General features: G+C 66.1%; 17 protein-coding genes. 4 read left to right on the top strand and 13 right to left on the bottom strand.

Translation table 11 applies throughout. The features are described 5' to 3' along the window. Nucleotide 1: 1 nt before the first annotated feature. From nuoN to ARC39_RS12840, 4 genes are all read left to right on the top strand, one after another. Nucleotides 2–1,447, top strand: a complete 1,446-nt coding sequence (nuoN, locus tag ARC39_RS12855; RefSeq protein ID WP_068115028.1) for an NADH-quinone oxidoreductase subunit NuoN — start codon at nt 2–4, stop codon at nt 1,445–1,447. Continuing rightward, nucleotides 1,419–2,192: a biotin--[acetyl-CoA-carboxylase] ligase gene (locus ARC39_RS12850; RefSeq protein ID WP_068115025.1), complete on the top strand. Its 774-nt coding sequence runs from the start codon at nt 1,419–1,421 to the stop codon at nt 2,190–2,192. Before nuoN ends, ARC39_RS12850 begins: the two co-directional genes overlap by 29 nt. Nucleotides 2,193–2,310: 118 nt before the next feature. Then, on the top strand, nt 2,311–3,084 hold the full coding sequence (locus tag ARC39_RS12845; protein WP_068115023.1) for a type III pantothenate kinase: 774 nt from the start codon (nt 2,311–2,313) through the stop codon (nt 3,082–3,084). Next, entirely contained in the window at nt 3,085–4,755 is a 1,671-nt protein-coding gene (locus ARC39_RS12840; RefSeq protein WP_068115022.1) for a ribonuclease J, read from the top strand. A gap of 26 nt (nt 4,756–4,781) precedes the next feature. Here the strand turns inward: ARC39_RS12840 and ARC39_RS12835 are convergent, their stop codons facing one another. From ARC39_RS12835 to ARC39_RS12775, 13 genes are all read right to left on the bottom strand, one after another. After that, complete coding sequence (locus ARC39_RS12835) at nt 4,782–5,825, bottom strand: siroheme synthase family protein (RefSeq protein WP_068115019.1); 1,044 nt, start codon at nt 5,823–5,825, stop codon at nt 4,782–4,784. Between the two features lie 11 nt (nt 5,826–5,836). Beyond that, the gene (locus ARC39_RS12830) at nt 5,837–6,808 is read right to left on the bottom strand and encodes a glycosyl transferase family protein (RefSeq protein WP_068115017.1); all 972 of its coding nucleotides are present in this window, start codon (nt 6,806–6,808) and stop codon (nt 5,837–5,839) included. After that, nucleotides 6,805–9,459 carry a nitrate reductase gene (locus tag ARC39_RS12825; RefSeq protein ID WP_068115015.1) on the bottom strand — a complete coding sequence of 885 codons (2,655 nt, stop codon included), beginning with the start codon at nt 9,457–9,459 and terminating at the stop codon, nt 6,805–6,807. Before ARC39_RS12825 ends, ARC39_RS12830 begins: the two co-directional genes overlap by 4 nt. Next, complete coding sequence (gene nirD, locus ARC39_RS12820) at nt 9,459–9,794, bottom strand: nitrite reductase small subunit NirD (protein ID WP_068115014.1); 336 nt, start codon at nt 9,792–9,794, stop codon at nt 9,459–9,461. The genes ARC39_RS12825 and nirD overlap by 1 nt, the downstream gene beginning before the upstream one ends. Nucleotides 9,795–9,897: 103 nt before the next feature. Next, nucleotides 9,898–12,348, bottom strand: coding sequence for a nitrite reductase large subunit NirB (gene nirB / locus ARC39_RS12815; protein WP_068115012.1), 2,451 nt, complete (start codon nt 12,346–12,348; stop codon nt 9,898–9,900). Then, nucleotides 12,345–12,767: a globin family protein gene (locus ARC39_RS12810; RefSeq protein ID WP_068115011.1), complete on the bottom strand. Its 423-nt coding sequence runs from the start codon at nt 12,765–12,767 to the stop codon at nt 12,345–12,347. Before ARC39_RS12810 ends, nirB begins: the two co-directional genes overlap by 4 nt. Before the next feature lie 16 nt (nt 12,768–12,783). Then, nucleotides 12,784–13,719 carry a GAF domain-containing protein gene (locus tag ARC39_RS12805; RefSeq protein WP_236545250.1) on the bottom strand — a complete coding sequence of 312 codons (936 nt, stop codon included), beginning with the start codon at nt 13,717–13,719 and terminating at the stop codon, nt 12,784–12,786. After that, on the bottom strand, nt 13,716–15,422 hold the full coding sequence (locus ARC39_RS12800) for an ABC transporter ATP-binding protein (protein WP_068115007.1): 1,707 nt from the start codon (nt 15,420–15,422) through the stop codon (nt 13,716–13,718). The genes ARC39_RS12805 and ARC39_RS12800 overlap by 4 nt, the downstream gene beginning before the upstream one ends. 6 nt (nt 15,423–15,428) lie before the next feature. Then, nucleotides 15,429–16,514 carry an ABC transporter permease gene (locus ARC39_RS12795; RefSeq protein WP_068115005.1) on the bottom strand — a complete coding sequence of 362 codons (1,086 nt, stop codon included), beginning with the start codon at nt 16,512–16,514 and terminating at the stop codon, nt 15,429–15,431. Nucleotides 16,515–16,654: 140 nt separating this feature from the next. Further along, complete coding sequence (locus ARC39_RS12790; RefSeq protein ID WP_068115004.1) at nt 16,655–18,022, bottom strand: CmpA/NrtA family ABC transporter substrate-binding protein; 1,368 nt, start codon at nt 18,020–18,022, stop codon at nt 16,655–16,657. A gap of 275 nt (nt 18,023–18,297) precedes the next feature. Then, on the bottom strand, nt 18,298–19,476 hold the full coding sequence (locus tag ARC39_RS12785) for an ABC transporter substrate-binding protein (RefSeq protein ID WP_068115002.1): 1,179 nt from the start codon (nt 19,474–19,476) through the stop codon (nt 18,298–18,300). Continuing rightward, on the bottom strand, nt 19,473–20,057 hold the full coding sequence (locus tag ARC39_RS12780; RefSeq protein ID WP_068115001.1) for an ANTAR domain-containing response regulator: 585 nt from the start codon (nt 20,055–20,057) through the stop codon (nt 19,473–19,475). Before ARC39_RS12780 ends, ARC39_RS12785 begins: the two co-directional genes overlap by 4 nt. A gap of 236 nt (nt 20,058–20,293) precedes the next feature. Then, nucleotides 20,294–21,358 carry a TRAP transporter substrate-binding protein gene (locus ARC39_RS12775; RefSeq protein ID WP_068114999.1) on the bottom strand — a complete coding sequence of 355 codons (1,065 nt, stop codon included), beginning with the start codon at nt 21,356–21,358 and terminating at the stop codon, nt 20,294–20,296. Nucleotides 21,359–21,376: the final 18 nt, after the last annotated feature.

Here is a 21,376-nt window from a genome sequence, read left to right as displayed (position 1 = left end):
GATGACCTCGACCGATCTTGCAATCATCCTGCCCGAGGTCTTCCTCGCCCTCTACGCCATGGTGGCGCTGCTTGGTGCGGTCTGGACGGGCAAGGACGATACCGCGCCACTGCTCTGCTGGCTGACGGCGGCGGTCTTCGTTGCCGTGGCTGTCTGGATCGCGCTGGCGGGTGGAACCACGCATGTGGCCTTCGGCGGCATGTTCGTGGACGATGCCTTCGCGCGTTTCGCCAAGGTAACCCTCTTGCTCGCAGGCGCCGTGGTGCTGATCCTTTCCGAAGGCTTCTTCACCCGGCGCGGCGCGATGCACTTCGAATACCCGATCCTCATCACGCTCGCCTCCATCGGCATGATGGTGATGGTGTCGGCGGGCGACCTGATCACCCTCTACATGGGGCTGGAGCTGCAATCGCTCTCGCTCTATGTCGTCGCCGCGATCCGCCGCGACAGCCTGAAATCCACCGAGGCGGGCCTGAAATACTTCATCCTCGGCGCGCTCTCCTCGGGCCTGCTGCTCTACGGTGCCTCGCTCACCTACGGCTATGCCGGCTCCACCGTCTTCAGGGATATCTATGCCGCCGCGACCGATGGCCATGTGGGCTTCGGCCTGCTGCTCGGCCTGACCTTCATGATCTCCGGCCTTGCCTTCAAGGTCTCCGCAGTGCCCTTCCACATGTGGACGCCGGATGTCTACGAGGGCTCGCCGACACCGGTCACCGCCTTCTTCGCCTCCGCGCCGAAGATGGCGGCAATGGCGATGTTCGCCCGCGCCATGCACGACGCCTTCGGCGATGCGGTCGCGGACTGGCAGCAGATCGTCGCGCTGGTCGCGGTGCTGTCGGTCTTCCTCGGCGCGATCGCGGGGATCGGCCAGCGGGACATCAAGCGGCTGATGGCCTATTCCTCGATCTCCCACATGGGCTTCGCGCTGATCGGGCTCGCCGCCGGCACGGAGCGCGGTGTCTCCGCGATGCTGATCTACATGGCGATCTACGTCACGATGAATATCGGGACCTTCGCCTTCATCCTGTCGATGGAGCGGGAGGGTCAGCACGTGACGCGGATCGAAGGCGTCTCGCTCCTTAGCCGCAAGGAACCGGTGACGGCGCTCGCCATGCTGGTGCTGCTCTTCAGCCTCGCCGGGGTGCCGCCGCTCGTGGGGTTCTTCGGCAAGTTCGCGGTGCTCGCCGCGGCGCTCGACGCGGGCCTCGTCTGGGTGGCCGCATTGGGCGCGGTGGGCTCGGTCATCTCCGCCTTCTACTATCTGCGGATCGTCTACTACATGTACTTCGGCTCCGAAGAGGCCGAACAGATCGACGGGTCGATGAGCCCGGCCCAGTGGGTCGTCCTGGTGGCCAGTGCCGCGATCATGGTCGTGGGGGTGATCAACCTGTTCGGCGTGGATGGCCTCGCGGCCAATGCAGCGGCCTCCCTTGTCGTCAACTGAGGCCTGGCCGGCCGGCTATGACCGCCTGGTGCTTCCCAGCGTGGACAGCACCATGGCCGAGGCCGCGCGCCGCGCCGGTAGCATCTCCGGCCCGACGTGGATTCTCGCGCTCCACCAGTCCGACGCCCGCGGGCGCCGCGGACGCGCCTGGGCGAACCCGGCCGGCAACTTCGCCGCCACGCTGGTGATGCGCCCGCAGCTCGAGGCCCCGGACGCGGCCCTGCGCAGCTTCGTCGCGGCACTGGCGCTCTTCGATACCTTCGTCGCGGTCACGGGCCGCGCGGAGCCATTCGCGCTCAAATGGCCCAACGACGTGCTTCTGAATGGCGGCAAGGTGGCGGGGATCCTGCTGGAATCCGCCGCGCAGGGCGGCGACGTGGGCTTCCTCTCCATCGGCATCGGCGTGAACCTCGCCACGGCCCCGTCGGCCGCGCAGGTGGAGGAGGGCGCGCTGCGCCCGGTGTCTCTCCTGGCAGAGACCGGTGCCGCCGTGACGCCGGAGGAATTCCTGGACCTGCTCGCGCCGGCCTATGCGCGCTACGAGTCCCAGCTTGCGACCTACGGTTTCGCCCCCGTCCGGGAAGCCTGGCTCGCCCGCGCCGCGCGCCTCGGGCAAAGGGTCACCGCGCGGATGGCGTCCGGAGATGTCACCGGCACATTCGAAACGATCGATGCAACGGGCAACATCGTCCTGTCCACATCCACCGGCCGGCGCGCCATTCCCGCCGCCGACATTCACTTCTAGACCCAGGCCGGACCAGGGAGCGCTGCCTTGACTTCTTCTGTCGACAAATATCCTCGCCGAAGGCATTGAAGCCGAAAGGCTTCAAACCCGCCGCGACGCAACCGACCGGATCCGCGCCATGCTCCTCTGTATCGACACCGGCAATACCAACACCGTTTTCTCGGTCTGGGACGGGACGAAGTTCCTGACCACGCTGCGGACGGCGACGGAACACCAGCGCACGGCGGACCAGTACTTCGTCTGGTTCTCCACGCTGATGGAACACCACGGGCTGTCGGTGGACATCGACGAGGTGATCATCTCCTCCACCGTGCCGCGCGTGGTCTTCAACCTGCGCGTGCTGGCCGACCGGTATTTCAACTGCCGGCCGCTCGTGGTCGGCAAGCCCGATTGCCTGTTGCCGAACCCGCCGCGGGTGGACCGCTCGGCGCAGGTCGGACCGGACCGGCTGGTGAACACCGCCGGCGCCTTCGACCGGCACGGCGGCGACCTGGTGGTGGTGGATTTCGGCACCGCGACGACCTTCGACGTGGTCTCCAAGGATGGCGCCTATATCGGCGGGGTGATCGCGCCGGGGGTGAACCTCAGCCTTGAGGCGTTGCACCTCGCCGCCGCCGCCCTGCCGCATGTGGACATCACGAAACCGCAGCGCGTGATCGGCACCAACACCGTCGCCTGCATGCAATCGGGTGTCTTCTGGGGCTATGTCGGGCTGGTGCGGGGGATCTGCGACCGCATCCTGGCGGAGCGCGACCGGCCGATGACGATCATCGGGACAGGGGGGCTTGCACCGCTGTTCTCGCAGGGCGATGTATTGTTCGACCTGATCGAAGACGATTTGACGATGCACGGCCTCACGGTCATCCATCGCTACAACAAGGAAAACCAGTAAATGAGCGGTGAAGAACGGTTGATCTACCTGCCCCTGGGCGGGGCCGGTGAAGTGGGCATGAACGCCTATGTCTACGGCTGGGGCAAGCCCGGAAAGGAACGGCTGATCCTCGTGGATCTGGGCGTGACCTTTCCGGACATGGACACCACGCCGGGCATCGACCTGATCTTTCCCGACATGTCCTGGCTCATCGAGCGCGCGGACCAGCTGGAGGCGATCTTCATCACCCACGGGCACGAGGATCATATCGGCGCGCTCGGTCATTTCTGGAACGAGCTGCGCGCGCCGGTGTTCTGCCGCCGTTTCACCGGCCACCTGGCAAGCCGGAAGATGGAGGAACGCGGCGCCGACCCGGCACAGATCACCGTTGTCGACAGCTACCCGGACACCGTGGAGGTCGGCCCGTTCTCGGTGTCGTTCCTGCCGGTTTCGCATTCCATCCCCGAAAGCTCCGGTCTGGTGATCGGCACGCCGGCGGGCCGCGTCGTGCATACCGGCGATTTCAAGCTGGACGGGGCGCCTGTGGTGGGGGAACCTTTCGATGCCGCGCTCTGGCACGATATCGCCGGAGACGGTGTGCGCGCGCTCGTCTGCGACAGCACCAACGTTCATGTGGAATCCCCGGGGCGCTCGGAAGCCACGCTTGGCCCGAACATCCGCGATCTCGTGGCCAATTCCAGCGGTATGATGGTGGCCACCACATTCGCGTCGAACGTCGCGCGGGTGAAGACGCTGGCGGAGGCGGGCCGCGACGCGGGGCGGTCGGTCTGCCTGATGGGGCGGGCGATGCTGCGGATGGTACAGGCGGCGGTGGAAACCGGCGTGCTGACCGATTTCCCGCCGGTCATCTCGCACGAGGAAGCCGAGGACGTGCCCCGGGACAACCTGATGCTCATCGTCACCGGCAGCCAGGGCGAGCGGCGCGCGGCCACGGCGCAGCTTTCGCGCGGCAAATACCTCGGTCTGGAACTGAAGGAGGGCGATACGTTCCTCTTCTCCTCCAAGACCATTCCGGGCAACGAGCGGTCGGTGCTGCGGATCGTCAATGCCTTCTCGGAAAAGGGCGTGAACGTGGTGGACGACAGCTCCAACCTCTATCACGTCTCGGGCCATGCGAACCGGCCCGACCTGGAAGCGCTGCACCAGCTCATGAAGCCGCAGATGGTGATCCCGATGCATGGCGAACACCGGATGCTGCGACGCCACGCCGAAGCCGCGGAGGCGAACGGCTATGCTTCGGCCGTGGCGGTCAATGGAACCATGCTGGATCTGACCGGCGATGTGCCAAGCGTGGCCGGGCATGTGGAAACGGGACGCGTCTATCTGGACGGAACGCAGAAGATCGGTGCGCTCGATGGTGTGGTGCGGGGCCGGATCCGCATGGCGCTCAACGGACATGTCATGCTCAACGTGATCCTCGACGAGGACGACGAGCCATTGGGCGAACCCTGGGCGGAGATCATGGGGCTTGCCGAGACGGGCCGGTCGCGGTCGCCTCTGGTCGATCTTATCGAGGCCGAGACGGCGCAGTTTCTCGCCCGCGCCGATGACAAGGTGCTTGTGGACGACGACAAGCTCGACAGCGGGCTGCGGCGCGCGGTGCGTCAGGTCGCGGTGGAGGAAATCGGCAAGAAGCCGGAAGTGACCGTCGTCATCTCACGCCTCGGGTAAGGCAGGGCAGGCGCGGACCGGTCGTCCTAGGCTTGCCCGGCGGCGCGCAGGCCGACATCGGGCGCGGTGAGGGCACCGACCGCACCGGGCACGAGTTCAACGGAGATGCCGGCCAGCGTCGCGCCTTCGTACTCGGCCGAGTCCGACGGGTCGCACCCCGGAACAAGCCTTACGACACGCTTGCCCTGACGGGCGGCGATCACGACGGCCGTGTCCGCTCGCGCCTGCGGCATCCGGAGTGCGCCGGGAGCGGCCCCCATGGGTACGCGTTCCGCGTCGCGCCGGGCGACTTCGAGCAGGTCCGGGTCGACCAGACGGTCGTGGAAGATCACGTCGGCCTCTTGCAGACGCTGCACGGCCCGCAGGGTGAGAAGGTCGCGCGCGCCAGGACCGATGCCGACGAAGCTGACGAGACCGGCGCCTTCGTCCTGTGTCGGGGCGCCCTGAGCGTGAATGGCGGCCTTGATCTCCCGACCGGCTTCGCGCTCCGCGCCGGTGGCATGCAGGCGCCGCGGGGCGCCGTTGAACACCCACCGCCAGAAGGCCCGTCGCCGGTCCTGGGGGACTCCGCGGGCGACGGCGCCGCGCAGGCGGCCGGCCATTGCCGCAAGATCGCCCAGGCGCGGTTCGAGCATCTCCTCGACCCGCGTCTTGATCTGGCGCGCCAGGACCGGCGCGGTCCCCTCGGTGCCGATGGCGACGACCACCGGGTCGCGGTCAACGATGGAGGGTGTGAAGGCGTCGCAGAGATCCGGGCGGTCAACGACATTGACCGGCGCTCCGGCGCGGTGGGCCATCGCGTGGATCGCGGTATCCGCGCCCGGGCAACCCGTGGCAATGAAGACGAGGGCCGCGCCGGCAAATCGCTCCGGACCGATCGGGCCCGGGTCATGGCTGATCCGGCCGCTCTCGACCAGTGCCTGCAACTCGTCGTCCAACGCCGTCGCAAGGATCGTCACCCTTGCTTCCGTCTTCAGCATCAGGCGCGTCTTCTGGGCGGCCTGTTCGCCGCCGCCGACGATGAGAACCTCTCGGCCGGTCATCTTCAGGAACATGGGAAAGGTTTTCATCGAGGCTTCCTTCAGGTCGCGTGTTCGGCGAGGCGGTGTTCCCAGAGCTCGGTGGCGCGCCGCTCGGCGTCGGGCTGGCCAACGGTGTCGAGGGCGAGTGCAGCGGTGCCCAAGACGATAGCGCGCGCGAAGGGCGCGTCGAGGTCGCCCGCCCACAGACGGCAGAGATCGTCCGGGTCCGGCGTTTCGTCCGCGAGGCGGCGCGTGTCATCGCAAAGCGTTCGGGTCGTTTCGGCCCAGGGCGCACCACCGCGCAGACCGAAAAGCGCGATCTCCTTGGACGGGTGGCGTTCGAACTCGCCGCCGCCTCCCTTGAGGACCGTCATGTTCGGCTGTCCGAGCAAGGCGCAGGCATCGGCTTGCAAGGCCCGGTAGGGCGGGTGGAAAACGCCCTGCACGCTGGCAGCGGCCCCGGACGGGTTCAATACCCGCAAGGCCGTGTTGATGGCCGAGCGCAGGCCCAGAACGTCGCGCAGGCGCAGAACATGCAGGGCGCCGGGAGACAGCGCATCGAGTGGCAGATAGGCGATACCGTCGCGTTGGATCAGCCGGGCGGCATCCTCGACACCCGTTGCCTCGGCGATCCCGATCCGTGGCAGCGCGTCGCGCACCGAGGCCACGGGCGACTGATGGCCGTTCCGGCCATGCAGCAACACCGGAACGCCCGCGCGCGCCACCAGAAGTGCCGAGAGCAGGAACCACGGCAGGCCCCGGCTGCGCCCGGCGGCATAGCTCGGCCAGTCGAGTGCCGGCGGCGGGCCCGGCCATGCGGGCAGGGTCGCGCGCAGGGCCTCGACGAAGCCCGCGATTTCTTCGGCGCTTTCGCCACGGTAGCGCATGAGCATGAGCAGCGCGCCCACGGCCTCCGGCGCGGCCTCGCCGGCGAGGATGATCCGCATGGCCTCGCGCGCTTCGTCCCGGGTCAGCCCGCGTCCGAAGGATGGGCCGCGACCGAGGGCGCGGATCATCGGGACGAGACTCATTCAGCGGCCTCGCGCACCTGCGCAGCGGCAAGGAGTGTGGCCAGTTCCGGGCGGCAGGAGCCGCAGTTGGTCCCTGCCTGGAGGGCCGCGCCGATGGCCTCGACGCTGGCAAGATTCTGCTCTCGGATCGCGGCAAGCACGGTGTTGACTCCTACGTCGAAACAGGCGCAGACCGTTGCGCCCGGGTCCGGCATATCCGCACCGGGGCGGCCGGACAAGGTTGCGGCCTCGGCCATGGTCCCGACGAGGGTTGCGACGTGGTTGCGGGCCACCGCGACGGGCGAGGGCGACGCGAAGAGCGCCGCCGCGACACGCCCGTCCCGGAGCAGGGCAAGCCGGGCGAGGCCGCGCGTGGGGTCCAGAAGGGACAGAACCTCGGCGTCGGGAAGGTCGAACAGGGCGCGCGCATAGGCTTCCCAGTCGTCCGGGCAGGCATCGCCGGCCAGTTCCGTGCGCCAGCCATCGCGCATCCGGGCCTTGGCCCAATAGGCGTCGGTCGGGAACGGTTCGGCAGCGGAGACGGCGAAACCGTACCAGCCCGCGTCGAACCGCGCGACCTGCACGACCGAGCCCTTGCTCTCCGGTTGTCCCGAAACGGGGTCGGTCACGGCGGCCACCACAGCGTCGATACGGCCGGCCGAGGCGGTTTCCCCGGTCCAGTGCATCGGCGCGAAGACCGATCCGGGGCGCACCCGGTCGGTCACGACAACCCGCAGGATCGCGGTGCCGACGCGGCTTTCGACGCGTGCGAGATCGGCCGGCGCGAGGCCGCGGTCCTGCGCATCGGCGGGATGGAGCTCGAGGTATGGTTCCGCGAGATGCTGGCTGAGGCGCGGCGATTTCGCGGTCCGGGTCATCGTGTGCCAATGGTCCCGCACCCGTCCGGTGTTCAAGCGGAGCGGATAGTCGGCACTGGGCCGGGAAACCGGCTCGCGCGGTGTGACCGGCAGCATGCGGGCGCGTCCGTCGCCGGTGTAGAACTGCCCGTCCGCAAAGAACCGTCCGCCGATCTTCCGGGCGCTGCAGGGCCAGTGGAACGGGGCGAGGGACTCGTAGTCGGAATCGCTGATGTCGGCCTTGGCGGAGATATCGAAGTCGCGCCCGAGCGTGCCCGCGATGCCCGACAGGGCGGCGTATTCGCGGAAGATCTCGGCGGGGTTGCGATAGTCGAATTCCTTCTGCCAGCCCATCCGCGCGGCGACATCGGCAAGGATGCGCCAATCGTGGCGGGCCTCTCCCGGGGCGGGGAGCACGGCGCGTTGGCGGCTGATGCAGCGTTCGGAATTGGTGACCGTCCCGTCCTTCTCGCCCCACCCGGTCGCCGGCAGGCGAACATCGGCGAGGCGCGCGGTGTCGGTGCGGCCGGTCACATCGGAGACGACGACGAAATCGCAGGCCTCGATGGCCGCGCGCACGGCATCCGCATCGGGCATCGAAACGGCGGGGTTGGTGCAGATGACCCACAACGCCTTGATCCGGCCGTCGCGAACGGCACGGAACATGTCCACCGCCTTGAGGCCCGGTCCGTCGGGGATGCCGGGGCTGTTCCAGAAATCCTTCACCGCCGCGCGGTGTTCGGGAACCTCGATGTCGAGGTGGCAGGCCAGCATGTTGGCAAGCCCGCCGACCTCGCGCCCGCCCATCGCGTTGGGCTGCCCGGTGACGGAGAAAGGCCCCATGCCAGGCCGGCCGATACGCCCGGTTGCCAGGTGGCAATTGATGATCGCATTGACCTTGTCGGTGCCGCTGGAGGACTGGTTCACACCCTGGCTGTAGACCGTCACGACCTTTTCGTTGCGGAGCCAGAGATCGAAGAACGCGCGGATCTGGCCGGGCGGCAGGCCGGTGGCGGCGAGATCGCCGGAACTGGTAGCTTCCAGAGCTTCGTGAAAGCCTGTGACATGCTCGGCGGTGAAGGCCTGGTCGGTTGCGCCTTTCGCGACGATTTCCGCCAGAAGCCCGTTGAACAGCGCGGCGTCGCTGCCGGGTTCGATCGCGAGATGCAGATCCGCAATGTCGCTGGTGGCGGTCCGGCGCGGGTCGATATTGATCACCCGCATCTCCGGGCGGGCCTTCCGCGCGGCAACGAGACGCTGGTAGAGCACGGGATGGCACCATGCCATGTTCGAGCCCACGAGAACGACGACGTCGGCGTCTTCGATGTCCGTGTAGAGCCCCGGCACGGTGTCCGTTCCGAAGGCACGGCGGTGGCCGGCGACCGAGGATGCCATGCAAAGGCGGGAGTTGGTGTCGATGTTCGCCGATCCGATGAAGCCTTTCATCAGCTTGTTGGCGACGTAGTAATCCTCGGTCAGAAGCTGGCCGGAGACGTAGAACGCGACGCTGTCCGGGCCGTGCTGCGCGATGGTGTCGCGGAAGCGCTGTGCCACGAGGTCGAGCGCATTGTCCCAGTCGGCGGGAGCGCCATCGATCTCGGGCGTCAACAGCCGGTCGGCAAGGTCCACCGTCTCGCCGAGCGCCGAGCCCTTGGAACAAAGCCGGCCCGCGTTGGCGGGGTGCGACTTGTCCCCGGAAATGGTCAGCCCGCCGTGCCCGTCCGGCTGGGCGAGCACGCCGCAACCGACGCCGCAATAGGGGCAGGTGGTGCACACCTGCGGCGCGGCAGATCCGGTTGTGGAAGGCACCGACATCACGCCGCGGTCTGCTTTTCGAGGACGGAGGCGTCCAGCAGCACCCGTCCGGCCTCGATCCGTGTTGCGAAGGTCGCGACCTCGCCCTCGTCGGTGCCCGTGGCGGCCCCGGTCTCCAGGTCAAAGACCCAGTTGTGCAGCGGGCAGGTCACCTTGTGACCGTGAACAATGCCTTCGGAGAGCGGGCCGCCCTTGTGCGGGCACCGATCGTGCAGGGCAAAGACGCTGTCGTCGCTCGCCCGGAAGACGGCGACGCAGCCAAGGGAGGTTTTGACCACGCGGGCGCCCCGCAGCGGGATGTCTTCGAGCGATCCGATGTCGATCCAGGATGTCATGGGCGTGGCTCCTTGTGGCTGGGGCGGAGGGGGCGCTGCCCCCGGCGCGCTTGCGCACGCCTCCCCCGGGATATTTTCGGACAGAAGAAGAGGGCCGCGGGTGTCATTCCGCCGCCTGCAATGTCAGATCGGCGACCGGGGCGTAGCTGTCGGCACGCTCGCGAACGTGTTCGGCCCATGGATCCTTCTGGTAGACCGACTGGGAGAGGGCGAAGCGGTCGATCAGGGCCTGGCGGTTTTCGAGATCGTCGACGACGCGTTCCCTGACCCAATCGAGGCCAACCTTGGCGATCCACTTGTAGGGGCGGTCGAGGTATTTCGCGTTTTCGCGGTAGAGCTGGTAGAAGGCGACGGTGACGTCGATGGCCTCCTGTTCGCTGGGGACCTGCACCAGAAGGTCGGTTTCGCGCACGTCCATGCCCGCCGCCCCGCCGACACCGATCTGGTAGCCGGAATCGACGCAGACGATGCCGAGGTCCTTGCAGGTCGCCTCGGCGCAGTTGCGCGGGCATCCGGAGACCGCGAGTTTGAACTTGTGCGGCGACCATGCGCCCCAGAGCTTTTTCTCGATCTTGACGCCAAGCCCGGTGCTGTCCTGGGTGCCGAACCGGCAATGGCTGCTGCCGACACAGGTTTTCACGGTGCGCAGACCCTTGGAATAGGCGTGTCCGGACACGAGACCCGCCTTGTTCAGGTCTGCCCAGATCGCTGGCAGATCCTCGCCCTTCACGCCCAGCAGGTCGATCCGTTGGCCGCCGGTGACATGCACCGTGGGCACGTTGTACTTGTCCGCCGCATCGGCGATGGCGCGCAGCTCGTCGGGCGTGGTCATGCCGCCGAACATGCGCGGCACGACCGAGAAGGTGCCGTCCTTCTGGATATTCGCGTGTTTGCGTTCGTTGATGAAGCGGCTCTGCGGATCGTCCTGATATTCCACCGGCCAGTCGGCAAGCAGGTAGTAGTTGATCGCCGGGCGGCAGACATGACAGCCGTCCTTCGTCTTCCAGCCGAGTTCCTGCCAAACCGCCTGCTGGGATTTCAGTTCCTGGCTCTTGACGAGCCGGCGCACTTCCTCGTGGGTAAGATCCGTGCACCCGCAGACGCTTTGGGCCGCGGGAATGACGAAATCGTCGCCGAGCGTGACGCCGAGCACCTGCTCGACGAGCCCGGTGCAGGTGCCGCAGGAGCCCGACGCCTTGGTCACCGCGCGGACGGTGGCGAGATCGTTGGCGCCATCGTGGATTGCGGCGATGATGTCACCTTTGGATACGCCGTTGCAGCCGCAGATTTCTGCATCATCCGGCAAGGCTGCAACGGCCGCCATAGGGTCCAGCGGGTCACCCCCCTGGTAGGCCGGGCCGAAAATGAGTGTCTCCCGCATTTCGGAGATGTCTTCGCCGTCCTTGATCAGGCCGAAGAACCAGTTGCTGTCGGCGGTGTCACCGTACATGACGGCGCCGATCACGCGGTCGTTCTCGATCACGAGGCGCTTGTAGACGCCGCGCGCCGGGTCGCGCAGAACGATGTCTTCGCGGCCCTCGCCGTCGGCGAAGTCGCCGGCGGAGAAGAGGTCGCATCCGGTGACTTTCAGCTTGGTGGAGACCTCCTTCTGAACGAAGGCGGCGTCCTCTCCGGTCAGCGTCTTGGCCACGATCCTGGCCTGATCGTAGAGCGGGGCCACGAGGCCGAAGATTGCCCCGTTATGCTCCACGCATTCGCCCACCGCGAGCACGTCCGGATCGGAGGTGACCATCTGGTCGTCCACGTGGATGCCGCGCCCGATCGCCAGACCGGCCTCCTTGGCCAATTGCGTGTTGGGCCGGATGCCCACGGCCATGACCAGCAGGTCGCAGGGCAGTTCCGTGCCGTCGTCGAGAAGCAATGCCTTTACCCGGCCGTCCTCACCGACGATCTCCTTGGAGTTTGCCGAGCACAGCACGTTGATGCCGCGATCCGTGAGCGCCTTGCGCAGAAGGTAGCCGGCGGCCTCGTCGAGCTGGCGCTCCATCAGGTGCCCCATCAGGTGCACGACGGTCACGTCCATGCCGCGCATTTTCAGCCCCGCGGCTGCCTCGAGCCCCAGGAGGCCGCCGCCGATGACAACCGCCTTCGCGTCGGGTTTCGCGGCCGCGTCGATCATCGCGTTGGTGTCTTCGAGGTCGCGGTAGGCGATCACGCCGTCCAGGTCATGCCCCGGAAGCGGGATGATGAAGGGGGCGGAGCCGGTCGCGACAAGGAGTTTGTCGTAGGGCAGGGGGATGCCGTCGGCACCGGTGACGGTCTTCGCGTCGCGGTCGACAGCGGATACCTTTTCGCCGAAGCGGCAGGTGATGCCGCGTTGTGCGTACCAATCGTCGTCATGGGTGACGATTTCCTGGTAGGTCTTTTCGCCGGAGAGGACCGGCGACAGCATGATGCGGTTGTAGTTGCCACGGGGCTCGGCGTTGAAGAGCGTGATGTCCCAGTTGTCCGGCTCGGCGTCGAGCAGGTGCTCGAGGGCCCGGCCGGAGGCCATGCCGGCGCCGATGACAACCAGTTTGCGTTTGGTGCTCATGCGGAGGCTCCTTCACCATAGGCGGCGTCGATCATCACGCCGGAGAGGATTTCGTAGGCGTCGACCCAGGCTTCGCGAACCTCCAGGGTGAACGCGTCGCCAAGGCCGGTTTCCAGCGTGTAGATGAGCGCGGCTCCCACGGGATCGTAATGTGCGGCCGTAACACCGTAGGGGACGTGGTCCACGGCCAGCTTCTCCGCCACCGGAACGATCCGGTCGAGGTCGCGCAGGCCGTTCACCACGCCGCCCAACATGGCCATGAGCTTTCCGCCCTGGGTGGTCATGTCGCCCTTGAACAGCGGTTTCACCTCCGGCGCGATCTCGAAGAGCCGGTCGTAGAATATGCCCGCAGCGGCGTCCTTGATCGGGACGACCTTGGCGAAGCTTTCCTGGATCAGGTCGATCTGGGTATCGTTCATGTGATTGGCGTCCGTTTCAGATGTACCAGGCGACCACGTGGGAGAGTTCGCCGCCCTGGTGGATCGGCAGGGCGACGACGGAGTCGAAGCCTGCGGCGAGGCCGGGAACCTTGCTCTCCACGATCGGCAGGCCGCTGCCGATCACCTTGCCGATCAGGCCCTGCCAGGCGGTGGCGCGGCGTTCGTCCTCGTCGCTCCAGAGCGGGCCTTCGCGGGCGCAGATACCGTCGATCAGCACCGCCTCGTTGGATTTGCCAACCTTGGCGGAGCGGGCGTCCCAGATCTCGAAACGGCGGGCAAGCGGCGTGCCGCGGGCAGACAGCAGCGTGAGAACATAGGTTTCGTCGCCCGGCACCGGGATCGGCAGGCCAAGCCCCGTGGTCAGCCCCGCCTTGCCGGCGCTTTCGGAGCGGATGAAACGATACCCCGAGCCCAGGTCGCGCATGAGGATCGGTGTGTTGGCGGCCCAGACGGCGCCGGGCAGGCCTTGTCCACGCGGGAAATGCGTGTGCTTCGACACCCATTCGAAGTGCTTCGCCGCGCCGTAATATCCGTCGTCCAGGCGCAGGATGTCGTCGCTTGCCTGCCACACCTCGATGGCGCCGGTGCGTTCGCTGTCATTGGCGCAGAGAACCACGAGCACTGCCTTGAGCGTGTCGCCGTCGAAGATCGGGATCGCGACGGCGCTTGTCAGCCCCGCGGCCTTTGCCGCTTCGGTGCGTTTGAAGTAGGAACCGTCGAATTCCTTCAGCACCACCGGACGGGCTTCTGCCCAGGCCTTGCCGGGCAGACCTTCCCCGTGGCCGAAGCTCTCGCGTGCGGACGCGGCGGCGAATTCGTCCAGGATCCCGTAGTTCCCGCCGGCGTGAACGAGGCGGTCACCCTCCGGCACCCAGATTTCGGAAGCTTCCACAAAGGTACGTGTCGGGGCGTCGAGTGCGATATCCATCATGCAGCCTCCTGCTTGGCCGCGGCTGTCTCGCCCTTCGAGGCGGGGTTGGCCTTCGGCTTGGCGCCATGTTCGTATTCCTCGAGGAAGTTCAGGACCTGCTCGCGGTAGAGGTAGTAATCGGGGTGCTCCAGAAGCGCCTTGCGGGTGCGGGGGCGGGGCAGGTCCACGTCGACGATGCGGCCGATGGTGGCCTGCGGGCCGTTGGTCATCATGACCACGCGGTCGGCAAGCAGGATCGCCTCGTCGACATCGTGGGTAACGCAGATCGCCGTGACCTTGGTGCGCGACCAGACTTCCATCAGCACTTCCTGAAGTTCCCAACGGGTGAGGCTGTCGAGCATCCCGAAGGGCTCGTCGAGCAGCAGCAGCTTGGGGGAGAGGGCGAAGGCGCGGGCGATGCCGACGCGTTGCTTCATGCCGTTGGAAAGATCGACGGCGGGTTTGTCCATGCTGTCCGCAAGACCGACGCGCTCCAGGTAGTAGTCGACCACATCCTGTCGCTCGGCGCGCGACGCCTTGGGGTAGACCCGGTCGACGCCAATGGCACAGTTTTCACGAGCAGTAAGCCAAGGGAAGAGCGAGGGGGATTGGAACACCACGGCGCGTTCCGGATCGGCCCCGACGACGCCGCGACCGTCCAGGTTGATCACGCCTTTGGAGATCGAGTTGAGCCCGGCCGCCATGGTGAGCACCGTGGATTTGCCGCATCCCGAATGCCCGATCAGGGAGATGAACTCACCCTTGTCGAGTTTCAGGTCGAAATCCTCGACCACCGTCAGCGGCCCCTTGGGCGTGGGGTAGATCTTGTGGAGGCGGGAAAACTCCAGGTACTTGTCGGTCCGCGTCGAGCCCTGGGCATCGGTCAAAGCCTTTGGCAGCGGCTCGTTGTGGATCGCGGTAACACTTGGCAGAATCTTGGTTTCATCCGCCTTCGCCTCGATCCCGACGTCCATCAGGTACTTGGTGATCGCGCCGCGCAGCTGTTTGAACCCTTCGTGGTGGTTCATCTCGCCGCGATCCCGCGGGCGCGGAATGTCGACGCGGAATTCTTCGCCCAGCGTCCCGTCGGGATTGAGCGCGATGATCCGGTCGGCCAGGACGATGGCCTCGTCCACATCATTGGTGATGAGCACGCAGGTCTTCCGGTCCGCATCCCAGATGTGCTCGATCTCGTCGGCCAGATTGGCGCGGGTGAGGGCGTCCAATGCCGAGAGCGGCTCGTCGAGAAGCAGCATTTCCGGGTTCATGGCGAGCGCGCGGGCGACGTTCACCCGCTGGCGCATGCCGCCCGAAAGCTCGGCCGGACGGCGCCCGGTGGCATGGGAGAGGCCGACCATCTTGACGTAATGGGCGACTTTCTCGTCCTTTTCCGCGCTTGGCATGGAGGGAAAGACACTGTCGAGCGCGAGCCGGACATTGCCGTTTACCGTGAGCCAGGGCATCAGCGAGTAGTTCTGGAAGATTACGCCGCGCTCCGGCCCGGGGCCGGTGATCGGGGCGCCCTTGAAGGTCACGTTGCCCTTGGTGGGCGTCTCCAGCCCTGCCATCAGGTTGATCAGCGTCGTCTTGCCGGTTCCGGAGAAGCCGAGGAGGACGAGGAATTCGCCTTCCTCCACTTCCAGGTCGATGCCCCGCAGGACGTCCGTCTTTGCCGTGCCTTCGCCGAAGGACTTCCAGACGTTTTCGAACTTGAGGATGCTCATGATGGCTTACCGATTGTTCGAGAAGGTGAAGAGCGACTGCAGGGCGTACATCAGGCGGTCCAGCAGGAAGCCGATGATGCCGATCGTGAAGACCGCGACCATGATCTTGGCGAGCGACTGGCTGGAGCCGTTCTGGAACTCGTCCCAGACGAATTTGCCAAGGCCGGGGTTCTGCGCCAGCATTTCGGCCGCGATCAGCACCATCCAGCCGACACCGAGCGAGAGCCGCAGGCCGGTGAAGATGAGCGGCAGCGCGGAGGGCAGCACGAGCTTGGTGATCTTGGTCCAGGTGTTCATTTTCAACACCTTGGAAACGTTCACCAGATCCTTGTCGATCGAGGCCACGCCGAGGGATGTGTTGATCAGTGTCGGCCAGAGCGAGCAGAGCGTCACCGTGATGGCCGAGATCAGGAAAGACTTGGTGAACATGCCATCGTTGGTCGTGTAGGTGGCGGAGACGACCATGGTGACGATGGGCAGCCACGCGAGCGGCGAGACCGGCTTGAAGATCTGGATGATCGGGTTCAGGGCCGCGTCGCCCACGCGGGAGAGGCCGGCGAGGATACCCAGCGGAACGGCGACGAGCGTGGCCAGCAGGAAACCGAAGAAGACGGTCTGGATGGAGGTCCAGATCTGGTCGTAGTAGGTCGGCTTGCCGGTGTAGTCGCGCCACTTGACCTTGTCGGATTTGCCCGAGGCCTCGAGTTTGGCGTTGCGCTCTTCCTGGCGCTCGTAGAAGGACGCTTCTTTATCGCGTTCGCGCTTGGCGTCTTCGTTCAGGTTGATCACCTGTTCCCAGACCTGGGCCGGGCCGGGCACCGCGCCGAGAGAGGTCTGCACCTTCGGCGCAAGGGTGGCCCAGAGCATGAGGAAGGCGGCGATGGCGACGACGGGCACGCCGAGAAGGAGCCAGACTTCCTTTAGCTGGGCCTTCGGGTTGTCGCCCGCGATGGCCTTGAGCAGCGGCGTCATGAAGCTGAGACCGAGGACCTTGAACCAGGAATCGGCCTTGTTGATGCGGGTGAAGAGACGGGCGCGGCGGGCTTCGCGGGCCGCGTCGGCACTCAGGCTGTCGGGGTCGATGGCGGTCATGTCTTCAGGTCCTTGCGTGGGATCACGTGGGTGGCGGGGCGACGCTCGCTGCATTGAGAGCGTCGCCCCACCCGCCGTACCGTCACCCGGCCAGCGTCAGGAAGGGGACGACGGGCCGGGCTTCGGGGGGGGCGAGAGGTTTAGCCCTGCACCTCGTTACCGACGACCTTCTGCTCGCCCTTCAGGCCGATCGGCAGGCTGTCGAGGTAGGCGTTGGGGGTGCGGCCGTCGTAGGGGATGCCGTCGATGATATCCTCGGCGGGCGTGGGCGCCTTGTAGCCATCGGTATCGAAATCGAACATGTCGCGGGTGGCGTAGCCATCGTCGATCAGGCTTTCGGCGGCGGCGAGGTAGATCTCCGGCTTGTAGACCGACTTGGCGACCTCGTCGTACCAGCTATCCGGCTTGGCTTCGGCGATCTGGCCCCAGCGGCGCATCTGGGTCAGGTACCAGATGGCGTCCGAGTAATAGGGGTAGGTCGCGTTGTAGCGGAAGAACACGTTGAAATCAGGAACTTCGCGCTTGTCGCCCTTCTCGTACTCGAAGGTGCCGGTCATGGAGTTGGCGATCACGTCGTAATCGGCGCCGACATATTCGGAGCGGCTGAGGATCTCCACCGCTTCGGGGCGGTTGGCGTTGTCGTTTTCGTCGAGCCACATCGCGGCGCGGATCAGCGCCTTGGTGACGGCGATAGTGGTGTTCGGGTTCTCTTCCTGGAAAGCGGCGGAGATGCCGAAGACCTTCTCAGGGTTGTTCTTCCACAGCTCGTAATCGGTGATGACCGGCACGCCGATGCCCTTGAACACGGCCTGCTGGTTCCACGGCTCGCCCACGCAGTAGCCATAGATGGTGCCGGCTTCCATGGTAGCAGGCATCTGCGGCGGCGGGGTGACGGAGAGCAGCACGTCGGCGTCGATCTGGCCGGTCACGTCCTCGGGGGAGTAGTAGCCCGGCTTGATGCCGCCGGCGGCGAGCCAGTAGCGCAGTTCATAGTTGTGGGTGGAAACCGGGAAAACCATGCCCATGTTGAACGGCTTGCCCTCGTCGGCGAACTGGTCGACGACCGGCTTGAGCGCGCTGGCCGGGATCGGATGGACCGGCTTGCCGTCGGCGTCATGCTCGACATGCTCTTTCATCATCGCCCAGATGTCATTCGACACGGTGATGCCATTGCCGTTGAGGTCCATGGAGAACGGGGTGATGATATGTGCCTCGGTGCCGAAGCCGATGGTTGCGGCGAGCGGCTGGCCGGCGAGCATGTGTGCGCCGTCGAGCTGGCCGTCGATCACGCCGTCGAGCAGCACTTTCCAGTTGGCCTGGGCTTCCAGCGTGACGAAAAGGCCTTCGTCCTCGAAGTAACCGTTTTCATAGGCGACCGCGAGCGGGGCCATGTCGGTCAGCTTGATGAAGCCGAATGTCAGCTCGTCCTTCTCAACGTCCAGCATCTCGGCCGCGGCGGGCAGGGTGAGGCACGAGGTGGCGAGCAATGATGCGAGGGTCTTCTTCATGGTGATGTCATCCTGTCTCTGTCCCGTGTCGGGGTCCGCAAAACGCAAAAAAAGCCGCTGACCGTCCTTGCTGGAGGAAGCAAGGGGGTCGAGCGGCTGTGCTCGGATACCCACAACACTGAGGGTGGATTGGGTGACGGGACGCCTTTGCCCCGTGCATGGATGTTGTGCCGCTTCGCAGAAAAACTGTCAACGGCTGCCCCGAAATCTCCTAAGCGGAGCGGTTCATGATCCCGGTTTTCGCGGCACCGCAGAAATTCCTGCGCAATATTTGGTCATTCGTCCCCGGTTGGATCAAAAATGAAGCCGTCGAAAAACGCGTCGGGTTCCAGAATCAGGTGGCCGGCTTCCGAGGCGACGGCGGTCGGGTCGCGCATTGCGCCTTCGACCTTGTCGGTTGCTCCGGGCATTTCGGCGCCCAGATCGCGAAGATTCTGCCGGTAGAGGTCCGTGCGGAAGATCGAACGGGCCGCTTTGACGGCGGCTGCGCGGTCCAGACCGGACCGGGCCGCCAGGGAGTGTGCCATGAGCGCGGCCTGGGAGCGCCACGGGTAGGCGGCGGCGCCGCGGAAGAATACGAGGTAGTTCGGCACGCTGCGCAGATCTCCACGCGGGGAAATCACCAAGCGGCCGGTGAGCGAGCGTTCGACCACCTCGGACGACACGTTCAGGTAGTCCGGTCGAGCAAGAATCTCGGAAGCGGTCAGGCAATTGTCTTCCTGGTCTAGCCAGCGGCCCGCGCGCCAGACCGCCCGCATCAGGCGGCGCGTCAGGTCCGGTTCGGCTTCGGCCCATGTATGCCGTACCGCCAGAACCTTTTCTGGGGCAAAGGCGCGGATCGCCGTGGTGGGCAGGAGAAGCTCGCCGACGCCGTCCTCGACCGCCGTGGAGCCCCAGGGCGCGCCAACGCAGAAGGCGTCGATCTCTCCCGCGGCCATTGCCTGCGCCATCAGTGGCGGCGGGACGGTGACAACGCGCAATGCCTGGGGCGCCTGGACCCCTAGCGCCCCAAGCCAATGGTAGAGCAACTCGGCATGCATGGAGAACGGAAATGGCACGCCAATTCTCGGGGTGTCGCCGGCGGCCGCGATCAATGCACGGCCAGCCGCCGTGGCGTCGACGAAATCGAACCCGTATCCGGCGGCCCGCATCCGTGCCGCGAGGTCGAGCGAGCAGCCGATGACATTGCCGTTGACCGACAGGACGCTCAGAACGTCGATCCGCTCGGCGAACCCGCCGAGCCCGAGCGCCATGGCGACCGGCATGGCCGACAACATATGCGCGGCGTCGATCTGGCCGAGCGCCAGCATATCGCGCAGGCTCGACCAACTCGGGGCCCGGTGCAGACGCAGGTCCAGCCCTTCTTCTTCGGCGAAGCCGATTTCCCGCGCGATGATCAGCGGCGCGGCGTCGACCAGCGGAATAATTCCCGCCTCCAGTGGCGTCGTGCTCATGACAGCAGCCCCGCGGCTGTCACGAGGGCTTCGGCCACGTCGACGACCTTGCGGCCCTGGTCCATGGCTGTCTTGCGCAACAGGGCATAGGCCGCGTCCTCGTCGATCCCGCGCGCTTTCATCAGAAGCCCTTTCGCCCTGTCGATGACCTTGCGTTCTTCCAGCGCGCGCTTGGTGGTTTCAAGCTCCAACCGGATGCGGTGGAACATGTGGAACCGCGCGATGGCGGCATCCATGATCGGCTTGATCCGGTCTGGCCGCAGCCCGTCCACCACGTAGGCCGAGACACCGGCCTCGATGGCTGCCTTTGTCAACCCGTCGTCCGAGCGGTCGACGAACATCGCAACAGGGCGCTCGAGCGGTCCGGAGGCGAGGGTGAGCTCCTCGATGCTGTCGCGGGACGGGCTCGTCATGTCAACGAGCACGACGTCGGGATCGCGGTTGGACACGTGTCGGGCGAGCCCGGTGACTTCCGAAATGACGGAGATATCGAAGTCGCCCGCATCGCGAAGGCTGTCGACGATCGACCGCGCACGTTCGCGATCCGCTTCGACAACCACAATTGATAGTCTGTTTGCCATGGCTCACTCGCCGTTCCTGCGAAGGAGAGACCTAGCCCCCCGGCCGCCGGGAGAGAATGGCAATGGCCCACCGGACTGCCTTGGGGCGCGCTTCGCGAGAATAGTGCCACATGATTGGGCGATTTGCCTATGAGATTGGCGCTTGGGGGCGGCGTCCGTAGATGCGCTGCGCCATGTGCAAAGCCGCCGCGGGAGATGCCCGCGGCGGTACTGGACGATCATGGAGTCACGCCGCCTCAGGCGCGCTGCAACAGCATCTGAGCGGTAAAGGCAGCGCCATAGGGGCGTGCGACGTCGAGGTAGGCGTTGACGCTTTCCATGCACCGGGCGAAGTCCGGGTTGGCCTCCGCCTGTTCTGCCATGACCTCGTCGACGGCGCCCTTGAGCGCGGCAAGCACGTCCTCGGGGAAGGCCTTGAACTCAACGCCGCTGTCCTGCAGCGCCTTGAAGGCCATCGCGTTGAAATACTCGAACTGGCTGATCGTCTCGGCTTCTGCCGCACCGGCGGCATTGCGAAGGATCGCCTGCAGATCGGGTGTGAGACTGTCCCAGGCATCCTTGTTGACGACCACGTGCAGACCCGCACCGGGTTCGTGGAAGGCCGGTGCGTAGCAGTAGTTCGCCACCTTGTTCATGCCGAAGGCCTGGTCGAGCATCGGGCCGACCCATTCGGCAGCGTCGATGGCGCCGGACTGGAAGGCCGGGAAGATTTCGGTCGGCGGAAGCAAAACCGCGTTCACGCCGAGTTTCCGCATCGCTTCGCCGCCGAGACCGGCAATGCGCATGTTGAGCCCCGAGAGGTCCGCGACGCTGGTGATTTCGTTCTTGAACCAGCCAGCGGCCTGGACGGTGGAATTGCCCGAGTAGAGCGGGATCATGCCCCGCTGGGCGTAGAGCTCGTCGTAGAGTTCCTGACCACCGCCATAGCGCAGCCAGCCGGACAGTTCCGCGGCGCTGAAGCCGAAGGGGATGTTGGTGAAAATGTGCAGCGCGGAGTTCTTGCCGGCGCTGTAATAGGGCGTGGTCTGGCCGATCTCGGCGGTGCCCTGCTGAACCGCGTCCTCCACCGCGAAGGCCGGAACCAGTTCGCCACCGGAGTAGAGCTTGAGTTGCAGCCGCCCTTCGGCCATGGCGTTCACGCGCTCAACGAAAGTCACGGCGTTGGTGCCGACGCCCGGCGCCTTGGCCGGGAAAGAGGTGGGGCACTTCCACTCGATGACACCTTGCGCGATTGCCGGCGCGGCAAGTGCTGCGGCCGGTGCTGCTGCGGCACCGGACTTCAGGAATGTACGACGTTTCATGTGATCTCTCCCTGTTGC

The sequence above is a fragment of the Tropicimonas marinistellae genome (genome assembly GCF_001509585.1).
In the GTDB taxonomy this organism is placed as follows: Bacteria; Pseudomonadota; Alphaproteobacteria; order Rhodobacterales; family Rhodobacteraceae; genus Tropicimonas; species Tropicimonas marinistellae.
This window is presented reverse-complemented; position numbering and strand designations above follow the sequence as displayed.

Bases quoted from the DNA above. Each gene is read 5' to 3' on its own strand.
- nuoN (WP_068115028.1), top strand. From the start codon at position 2: ATGACCTCGACCGATCTTGCAATCATCCTGCCCGAGGTCTTCCTCGCC.
- ARC39_RS12850 (WP_068115025.1), top strand. From the start codon at position 1,419: ATGCAGCGGCCTCCCTTGTCGTCAACTGAGGCCTGGCCGGCCGGCTAT.
- ARC39_RS12845 (WP_068115023.1), top strand. From the start codon at position 2,311: ATGCTCCTCTGTATCGACACCGGCAATACCAACACCGTTTTCTCGGTC.
- ARC39_RS12840 (WP_068115022.1), top strand. From the start codon at position 3,085: ATGAGCGGTGAAGAACGGTTGATCTACCTGCCCCTGGGCGGGGCCGGT.
- ARC39_RS12835 (WP_068115019.1), bottom strand. From the start codon at position 5,825: ATGAAAACCTTTCCCATGTTCCTGAAGATGACCGGCCGAGAGGTTCTC.
- ARC39_RS12830 (WP_068115017.1), bottom strand. From the start codon at position 6,808: ATGAGTCTCGTCCCGATGATCCGCGCCCTCGGTCGCGGCCCATCCTTC.
- ARC39_RS12825 (WP_068115015.1), bottom strand. From the start codon at position 9,459: ATGTCGGTGCCTTCCACAACCGGATCTGCCGCGCCGCAGGTGTGCACC.
- nirD (WP_068115014.1), bottom strand. From the start codon at position 9,794: ATGACATCCTGGATCGACATCGGATCGCTCGAAGACATCCCGCTGCGG.
- nirB (WP_068115012.1), bottom strand. From the start codon at position 12,348: ATGAGCACCAAACGCAAACTGGTTGTCATCGGCGCCGGCATGGCCTCC.
- ARC39_RS12810 (WP_068115011.1), bottom strand. From the start codon at position 12,767: ATGAACGATACCCAGATCGACCTGATCCAGGAAAGCTTCGCCAAGGTC.
- ARC39_RS12805 (WP_236545250.1), bottom strand. From the start codon at position 13,719: ATGATGGATATCGCACTCGACGCCCCGACACGTACCTTTGTGGAAGCT.
- ARC39_RS12800 (WP_068115007.1), bottom strand. From the start codon at position 15,422: ATGAGCATCCTCAAGTTCGAAAACGTCTGGAAGTCCTTCGGCGAAGGC.
- ARC39_RS12795 (WP_068115005.1), bottom strand. From the start codon at position 16,514: ATGACCGCCATCGACCCCGACAGCCTGAGTGCCGACGCGGCCCGCGAA.
- ARC39_RS12790 (WP_068115004.1), bottom strand. From the start codon at position 18,022: ATGAAGAAGACCCTCGCATCATTGCTCGCCACCTCGTGCCTCACCCTG.
- ARC39_RS12785 (WP_068115002.1), bottom strand. From the start codon at position 19,476: ATGAGCACGACGCCACTGGAGGCGGGAATTATTCCGCTGGTCGACGCC.
- ARC39_RS12780 (WP_068115001.1), bottom strand. From the start codon at position 20,057: ATGGCAAACAGACTATCAATTGTGGTTGTCGAAGCGGATCGCGAACGT.
- ARC39_RS12775 (WP_068114999.1), bottom strand. From the start codon at position 21,358: ATGAAACGTCGTACATTCCTGAAGTCCGGTGCCGCAGCAGCACCGGCC.